General features: G+C 65.6%; 7 protein-coding genes and 1 pseudogene. 1 reads left to right on the top strand and 7 read right to left on the bottom strand.

The genetic code is table 11. From position 1 onward, the window contains the following. From I6U14_RS01660 to I6U14_RS01630, 7 genes are all read right to left on the bottom strand, one after another. The coding region (locus I6U14_RS01660) for a hypothetical protein (RefSeq protein WP_296896346.1) at positions 1 to 254 on the bottom strand (254 nt) is incomplete at its 3' end. 262 nt (positions 255 to 516) lie between these two features. Next, positions 517 to 1,737, bottom strand: coding sequence for an NADH:ubiquinone reductase (Na(+)-transporting) subunit F (nqrF, locus tag I6U14_RS01655; RefSeq protein ID WP_296896345.1), 1,221 nt, complete (start codon positions 1,735 to 1,737; stop codon positions 517 to 519). Between the two features lie 30 nt (positions 1,738 to 1,767). Next, positions 1,768 to 2,376, bottom strand: coding sequence for an NADH:ubiquinone reductase (Na(+)-transporting) subunit E (nqrE, locus tag I6U14_RS01650; RefSeq protein WP_296896344.1), 609 nt, complete (start codon positions 2,374 to 2,376; stop codon positions 1,768 to 1,770). 70 nt (positions 2,377 to 2,446) lie between these two features. After that, entirely contained in the window at positions 2,447 to 3,109 is a 663-nt protein-coding gene (locus I6U14_RS01645; protein ID WP_296896343.1) for an NADH:ubiquinone reductase (Na(+)-transporting) subunit D, read from the bottom strand. A 143-nt stretch (positions 3,110 to 3,252) separates the two neighbouring features. Beyond that, a complete protein-coding gene (locus tag I6U14_RS01640; protein ID WP_296896342.1) occupies positions 3,253 to 4,059 on the bottom strand; it encodes a Na(+)-translocating NADH-quinone reductase subunit C in 807 nt (268 codons plus the stop codon). 93 nt (positions 4,060 to 4,152) lie between these two features. Then, positions 4,153 to 5,370, bottom strand: coding sequence for an NADH:ubiquinone reductase (Na(+)-transporting) subunit B (locus I6U14_RS01635; protein ID WP_296896340.1), 1,218 nt, complete (start codon positions 5,368 to 5,370; stop codon positions 4,153 to 4,155). Positions 5,371 to 5,488: 118 nt separating this feature from the next. Further along, positions 5,489 to 6,931 carry a Na(+)-translocating NADH-quinone reductase subunit A gene (locus I6U14_RS01630; RefSeq protein WP_296896338.1) on the bottom strand — a complete coding sequence of 481 codons (1,443 nt, stop codon included), beginning with the start codon at positions 6,929 to 6,931 and terminating at the stop codon, positions 5,489 to 5,491. A 492-nt stretch (positions 6,932 to 7,423) separates the two neighbouring features. Between I6U14_RS01630 and I6U14_RS01625 the strand changes: the two are divergent. Next, positions 7,424 to 7,650: pseudogene (locus I6U14_RS01625) on the top strand (hypothetical protein); the annotation flags it as partial.

The following is a 7,650-nucleotide window of genomic DNA, read 5'->3' as shown; positions in this document are numbered from 1 at the left end:
TGCTGTTGGGCGCGTTGATTGGGACAGACCCGCCCGGGGATGCGGCAGGCTCCACCGCAGTCGGAATCGACACCCGGAATCTGGTTAAGCCCGCCGCAGCTGCCCGTGATGCCGGGGCGGCCGGCGAGGACCTTGAGCGCCAGGCCGGCCACGGCCAGCGGGAAAATGACCAGGGCGAAGAGGAGCTCGGGCATAGGCTGGGTGCGCTCGCCGGTTGTGGCCGGGTGTGTTGAATCGCCGGATTTGGTGGGCACACTTCGCTCTGCGCACCCGCGGCTATTGTGTCGGATTAACGGATTTGGTGGGCACGCTTCGCTTTGCCCACCCTAGGGAAGCGCTGATTTATCAGTGCTTCCCGTGCGGGGCAGGATGCCCCGCCATTTTCGGCGACGTAAGTCGCTGAAAATGAAGCGAAGCGGAAACCGCGTTTTCGCTTCGCGTGCTGAAAATGGGCAGGAAGCCCATTTTTCAGCGTCTCCCTAGGGCTCGGTCGTCGGCTCGAATACGCTTTTGGGCTCACCCGCCAAAGTTGTCCAACAGGATGTTGTCGTCCTCGACGCCCAGGCTGTGCAGCATGCCGATGACGGCGGCGGTCATCATGGGCGGCCCGCAGAGGTAGTACTCGCAGTCTTCGGGGGTCGGGTGATCCTTAAGGTATTTCTCGAACAGCACCTTGTGAATGAAGCCCGTCTCACCTTGCCAGTCGTCCTCCGGCTGCGGATCGGACAGCGCAATATGCCACTGGAAGTTGTCGTGGTCCCGTGCCAGCTCGTCGAAATCCTGTTGGTAGAAGATCTCCCGCTTGCTGCGAGCGCCGTACCAGAAGGTGATGTGCCGCTTGCTGTCCAGGCGCTTGAGCTGGTCGAAGATGTGGCTGCGCATGGGGGCCATACCCGCACCGCCGCCGACGAAGACCATCTCGGCGTCCGTCTCCTTGGCGAAGAACTCGCCGAAGGGGCCGGCGATGGTGACGGTATCCCCCGGCTTGAGGCCGAAGATATAGCTGGACATGATGCCCGGCGGTGCCTCCGGGTGATCCGGCGGCGGCGTGGCGATGCGCACATTGAGCATGATGATCCCGGCCTCCCCAGGGTAGTTGGCCATGGAGTAGGCGCGGGTGACCCGGTGCTTGGTGCCGGCTTCGAGCTGCCAGAGGTTGTACTTGTCCCAGTCCTCGCGCAGGTGCTTGGGGATGTCGAGCTCGCTGAACTTGAGGTGGTAAGGCGGACATTCGATCTGGATGTAGCCGCCGGCGCGGAAGGCGACATCCTCGCCCTTCGGCAATTCCAGGATGAGCTCCTTGATGAAGGTGGAGACACTGCGGTTGGAGCGCACCCGGCATTGCCATTGCTTGATCCCGAACAGCTCCCGCGGCAGCTCGATGCGCAGATCCTCCTTGATGGCGACCTGGCAGGAGAGCCGATAGCCCTCGGCGGCCTCACGCCGGTTGATGAGGCTCGACTCGGTGGGCAGCAGCTTGCCGCCGCCCTCCAGCACCTTCACGCGGCATTGGCCACAGGTGCCGCCCCCGCCGCACGCGGAGGGTACGAACAGCCCCGCATCCGCCAGCGCGCCCAGCAGCTTCTGCCCGGCGCGGCTGGCGATATCCTGCTCGCCGTTGATGTCGATATGCACGTCCCCTGCAGGCACCAACAACGAGCGGGCGCCTAGGATAACGGTCACCAGCATCAGCACGATGGCGGTGAAGATCAGGATGCCGAAGGAGAGGGTGAGCATAGGCGAATCTCCGCTGGCGGCCGCCGCACGTCAAATGCTGATGCCGGAAAACGACATGAACGCCATGGCCATCAGCCCGGTAGTAATGAAGGTGATGCCGAGGCCCTGCAGCCCGTCCGGCACGTCGCTGTATTTGAGCTTCTCGCGGATGCCGGCCAGCAAGACCAATGCGAGCGCCCAGCCGAGGCCGGTGCCGAAGCCGTAGACAGTGCTCTCCGGGATGTCGTAACCGCGCTCCACCATGAACAGGGAGCCGCCGAGAATGGCGCAATTGACCGTAATGAGCGGCAGGAAGATGCCGAGGGCCTGGTAGAGCGCCGGAAAGTATCGGTCCAGCGTCATCTCCAGGATCTGCACCATCGCGGCAATGACACCGATATAGGTAATGAGCCCCAGAAAGGACAAATCCAGCTCATCGAGCCCCAGCCAGGCAAGGGCACCGTCTTGGAGCAGGTACTGGTGGATGATGGCATTCACCGGCACCGTGATGGTCTGCACGACGATCACCGCGAGCCCGAGCCCCAACGCCGTCGTGATGCGCTTGGATACGGCCAGGAAGGTGCACATGCCGAGGAAGAAGGCGAGGGCCAAATTCTCGACGAACACCGCCTTAAACAGCAGGGAGAGGTAGTGCTCCATCAGACAGCTTCCTCGGTCGAAGCGGACCAGATCGACGGTGACGGGATCGACAGACGCGCCAACCCGGATCTCAACCCGGCTCCGTGCGATGGACGATGTGAATCCGGTACTCGGGCTTCTCGACCTGCTGCGGCCGCCAGGTGCGGATGCCCCAAATCATCAGCCCGATGATGAAAAAGGCTCCCGGCGCCAACAGCATGAGCCCATTTGGCTCGTACCAGCCGCCGTCTTCCAGCAGCGGCAGCACCTGCACGCCGAGTAGGGTGCCGGAGCCGAGCAATTCCCGAATCGCCGCAACCGTGATCAGGATGACGCTGTAGCCGAGCCCATGGCCCAGGGCGTCCAGGAAGCTCGGCCAGGGCGGGTTCTTGGACGCGAAGGCCTCGGCCCGGCCCAGCACGATGCAGTTGGTGATGATGAGCCCCACGAAGACCGACAACTGTTTCGACAGCTCGTAGGCAAACGCCTGCAGCACCTGATCCACCACGATCACCAGCGACGCAATGATGGTCATCTGGATGATGATGCGGATGCTGCTCGGCATGTGATGCCGAATCAGACTGATGATCACCGACGCGCCCACGATCACCACCGTCAGCGCAATGCTCATGGTGATGGCTGGCGCGAGCTTGGTGGTCACCGCCAGCGCAGAGCAGATGCCGAGAATCTGCAGCGTGATGGGGTTGTTGTCGACGATGGGCTCGATGAGGAGCTTGGTGTCGTTGCCGTTCATCTTGGGTTCTGTGGTGGCTTAAACCGATCAATAGTCTGGGCAAGGGCTGAGGGCTGAGGGCTGAGGGCTGAGGAAGCAAAGCCTACGCTGCACCGTAGAGCCAGGTCGTACCTCGTCACTCGTCACTCGTCACTCGTCACTCGTCACTCGTGACTCTCAACCAACCTTGCCAGAAACGGCCCATACCCCTGCTCGCCCAGCCAGAAGCTCATCAGATTCTCGACGCCGTTGCTGGTGAGGGTCGCACCGGACAGGCCGTCCACCTTCTGCCCGGCATCGGGGGCGCTCGGGTCCACGCTGCCCTTCACCACCTCGATGACAGGCGCGCCGTCGGGGCCGATGACGGTCTTGCCGGACCACTGGCCGAGCCACTTGGGGCTCGCCACCTCGCTGCCGAGACCAGCGGTCTCGCGCTGCTCGTAGAAGGTGAGGCCCTTGGCGGTGCGCCCGTCCGGTGCCAGCGCCAGCAGGCCGTGCATAGTAGACCAGAGGCCCTGGCCGTAGACCGGCAGCACGATGGTCTCGAGCGCGTCATCCTCACGCACCAGGTAGACGGGCATACGGTTCGGCCGCCGGCGGATGCCGGCTGGGTCCTGCTCCAGCGCGGTGCTCTGCGCCGGATCCTGCGCGGCGTCGCGGTAGGAATAGGTGGCCGCTGCCTCGCCGTCGATGAGCTCACCGGTGTCCAGGTCCACCAGCGCGGGCTCGATGCGCTCGAAGGCCTGGCTCAGGCTCACACCGGGATCATCCAGCCCGGCGACCCTAACGACCTCGCGCTTGAGCTCCAGCGCGGCATTGCGCTCCTGCAGGGGCCGCAGGGTCACGGCGGTCGTCGAGACCACCACGGAGCAGGCCAGACACAGGGCCAGGGCCACCGCGACGGTCTTGCGCGGGTCGTCGTTCGGCAGCGTGAATACCGCCCGCAGCGGCTCCAGCACGGCAACGCTCATGATGTACCCCCCCTCGGCCCTCGGCCATCGGCCCTGTGCGCCGCTTGACACCGCTGGGCAGCGTCCGGGGCACGCAACGCAGCAGCCACGCCCTCAAGCATCCCGTCGCCTCCTCCGGCGCACATTCGCCTGCACCACGAACCAGTCAATAAGCGGCGCGAATAGGTTGCCGAACAGAATGGCCAGCATCACCCCCTCCGGATAGGCCGGATTCAGCACCCGGATCAGCACGGTCATGAAGCCGATCAGAAAGCCGTAGATCCACTTGCCCGTCTCGGTCATGGAGGCGGACACGGGGTCGGTGGCCATGAACACGAGCCCGAAGGCCACGCCGCCCAGCACCATGTGCCAATGCCAGGGCAGGCTGAAGGCGGGGTTGGTGTCGCTGCCGATACCATTGAACATGAGCGCCGTAACGACGACGCCCAGGAACACCCCAGCCATGATCCGCCAGGAGGCGACGCCGGTGAACAGCATGAAGGCGGCGCCGACGATGATGAACAGGGTGGACGTGGCCCCGATGGAGCCCTGGATTGTCCCGAAGAAGGCGCTCCACCAGGTGACCCCGGCGGCCTGGATGGCCTCGACGCCGCCCTGCGCCGCCAGCATCAGCGGCGTGGCGCCGCTGAAGCCGTCCACCGCCGTCCAGACGCCATCACCAGAGATCTCCGCCGGGTAGGCGAAGAACAGGAAGGCGCGACCTGTGAGCGCCGGGTTCAGGAAATTCTTGCCCGTGCCGCCGAAAACCTCTTTGCCGATGACCACGCCGAAGGACATGCCGAGCGCAACCTGCCAAAGCGGGATGTCCGGCGGTAGGGTGAGCGCGAACAAGATGGACGTCACGAGGAAGCCTTCGTTCACCTCGTGGTTGCGGACGCTGGCGAAGAGCACCTCCCAGAAGCCGCCGGCTGCCATGGTGACGGCGTAGATGGGCACGAAGTACACCGCCCCGTGCCAAAAGTTGTCCCAAAGGCTTGCCGGATCATAGCCGCCAGCACCCAATAGCCAGAGCACGGTGCCGCGCCAGCCCGGCACCTCGCCCACCCCCATGCTGGCCATGGCCTGATTGGCCTGAAGCCCGACATTGAACATGCCGAAGAGCGTGGCCGGAATCACCGCGAGCCAGACGAAGATCATCACCCGCTTCAGGTCAATACCGTCGCGCACGTGCGGGGCCTGGGTGGTGACGGTGGACGGCGTGTAGAGGAAAGTGTCCACCAGCTCGAACACGGCGCCGAAGCGCTCGTAGCGCCCGCCGGGCTTGAAGTGCCGCTCCTGGCGGTCGAGAAACTTGCGGAGACGCTGGCTCATGGTGTTCGGAACCCTGGGCGGCAGAGACCGCTGGTGCTTCAGTTCATTACGAGATCGGGCGAGATTGGGCGAGATTGGACAAGGATGGGCAAGCGCGGCCAAGTGGCCCGTCGCGACGTCAGCCTTGCTCGCGGCGGATCTGTTCCAGGTTACGCCGCAGTGCCGGCCCGTAATCGTGCTTGCCGCAGTCGACGAAGCTCAACAGTGCCAGGTCCTCTTCATCCAGCTCCAGGGCGCCGAGGGCCTCGGCGGTCTCAACGTCGTCGACCAGCAGCGCACGCAGCAATTGGGTGGGCAGCAGATCCAGCGGCATCACCCGCTCGTAGGCGCCCACCGGCACCATGGCGCGCGGGCTGCCGTGCAGGGAGGTGCCAAGGCGTAGGGGCGCGTCGCCGCGGCGAGACCAAAACAGGTTGAGCGCTGAGTAGCGTCCCCGACCGGGCATGACCCAGCCGAACAGCGCCCGCTCTCGATCCTCCGGCAGCACCGTAATCTGGTTGTGGAAGCGCCCGAGATAGGCGCTCGACCCCACCGCCTGACGGCCGGTGAGTGCGGACCCGGAGATGACGCGAGCCTCATGCGTACCCTTGAGCTCGCCCTGGATCAGGTCGTTGGTGCTGGCCCCGGCGCGGGTGCGCAGCACGCGCGGATTGGCCACCATTGGCCCGGCGAGAGCGATGATCCGGGTCGGGTCGATGCGGCCGGTGCGAAACAGCCGGCCCACGGCGATGACGTCCTGCCAGCCGATGTGCCAGACCTCGTGCGTGAGACTCGCCGGGCGCAGAAAGTGGATGTGAGTGCCGGGCATGCCGGCAGGGTGCGGGCCTGCAAACTCGGCGCGCCTGAGATTGGCCGCCGGCGGCAGTGTCAGGTCGGCATCCGGGCGGGTGCAGACGTACAGGGGACCATCGGTCAGCTTGGCCAGGACCTGGAGGCCGTCGGCGAAGGCGTCGGCGGCTGCCTGAATCAAGGGCACCGGGTCCGGCGCCAGGGGCTGGCTGTCCATGGCCGTGACGAAGAGCGCAGCCGGCGACCGGCCAGGGTCGGCGATCATGCTGAAGGGGCGGGTGCGCAGCGCGAGCCAAGCACCGGAGGCCGTAAGGTTCTCGACCACCTGGTCGCGGCTCAACGACGCCAGGTCCTCTGCGCCGTAGGCGTTGAAGGTTTCCTGGTCGGTACTGTCCGGGTCATGTTCCGGAGCATCCAGACGGATGACGATGGTCTCCAGCACCCGGCGCGGCCCGCGATGGACGGTCTCGACCACGCCGCTGCCTGGGGCAGTACCCACCACCTGGCGGTATGCCTTGCGGCGGGTGAGCGGCTGGCCGAGCCGTACTCGGTCACCCTCCTCCACCTCCAGCGTGGGCAGGCGCTTGGGCCCGCGCACGTCGAGGCCAACGTACGCCACACGCTGAACCGGTCGTGCCGCCGGCACTGGAGCACCCTCGGTGATCGGCGCCGGCGCGCCGCTCAACGGTATGTCGAGCCCTTGCCTGAGCCGAAAGCGCTGGATAGGCGGCCCACCTGCCGCCGGAGCATGCCCGGTTCCGAGTACAACCACCGTGAAAGTCCGACTGCAGAGACGTTTAGCTGTCGCAGCTCAGTAGAGCCGCCGGCGCCGGCCGATTCGCCTGACACCCATGACGCCCGGGCGCCAACCTTCGCCTGACCTTAGCACAGTCGACGGGGCCTGTGCGCCAACGCAAAACCTCAAAGGATTGAGGGGCATCAACGGCTTGGGCTTGTCCGGGGCACCGCTTCGATGGATCCTCCGCCGAGGATGAGCGCCTCCATGAGCGGCGCGATACGGAGGCATCTGGCGGCATTCTGCGCCGCAGCCCTCGGGCCCGAAAGTCAAGCAGCAGCCGCGCCAACCGCGACAAAGGAATTCGCCGGCGACGGCACGCACGGGGTGACCGGCGGCGCCGCATCCAGCGCAGCCGGCAGCCGGATCGTTACGCTAGCACCGCAGAGGGCCTAAGCTTGAGTAGAGAGCCGGCCCATCGACGGGCCGCATTCTGGGAGTCCACCCGAGCACGCGCGAGTGATGGCAATGGCCGACCCCAAGCTTCCCGGCACCAAACAGCCATTGAATCGTCTCACCCCCGACGGCAACAGCGGCCCGCCCTCTGACGCCGAGTGGCGCCGCTATGCACTCGCCGCGGCCGCCATCGTTTTGCTGGCAATAGTGCTGAACAGCCTTGTCTCGGCGCCGCAACCAGAGCTCAGCTACTCCGCCTTCAAGCAGGCGGTGCACGATGACCGTGGGGCGGAGGTGAC

The organism is Thiohalocapsa sp., assembly GCF_019695415.1.
Classification (GTDB): Bacteria; Pseudomonadota; Gammaproteobacteria; order Chromatiales; family Chromatiaceae; genus Thiohalocapsa.
The sequence above is the reverse complement of the archived record's forward strand: the minus strand, read 5'-3'. Positions and strand labels throughout refer to the sequence as shown.

Excerpts from the sequence above, each read along its gene's own strand:
- I6U14_RS01640 (WP_296896342.1), bottom strand. The coding sequence starts at position 4,059 with ATGAGCGTTGCCGTGCTGGAGCCGCTGCGGGCGGTATTCACGCTGCCG.
- nqrF (WP_296896345.1), bottom strand. The coding sequence starts at position 1,737 with ATGCTCACCCTCTCCTTCGGCATCCTGATCTTCACCGCCATCGTGCTG.
- I6U14_RS01645 (WP_296896343.1), bottom strand. The coding sequence starts at position 3,109 with ATGAACGGCAACGACACCAAGCTCCTCATCGAGCCCATCGTCGACAAC.
- I6U14_RS01635 (WP_296896340.1), bottom strand. The coding sequence starts at position 5,370 with ATGAGCCAGCGTCTCCGCAAGTTTCTCGACCGCCAGGAGCGGCACTTC.
- nqrE (WP_296896344.1), bottom strand. The coding sequence starts at position 2,376 with ATGGAGCACTACCTCTCCCTGCTGTTTAAGGCGGTGTTCGTCGAGAAT.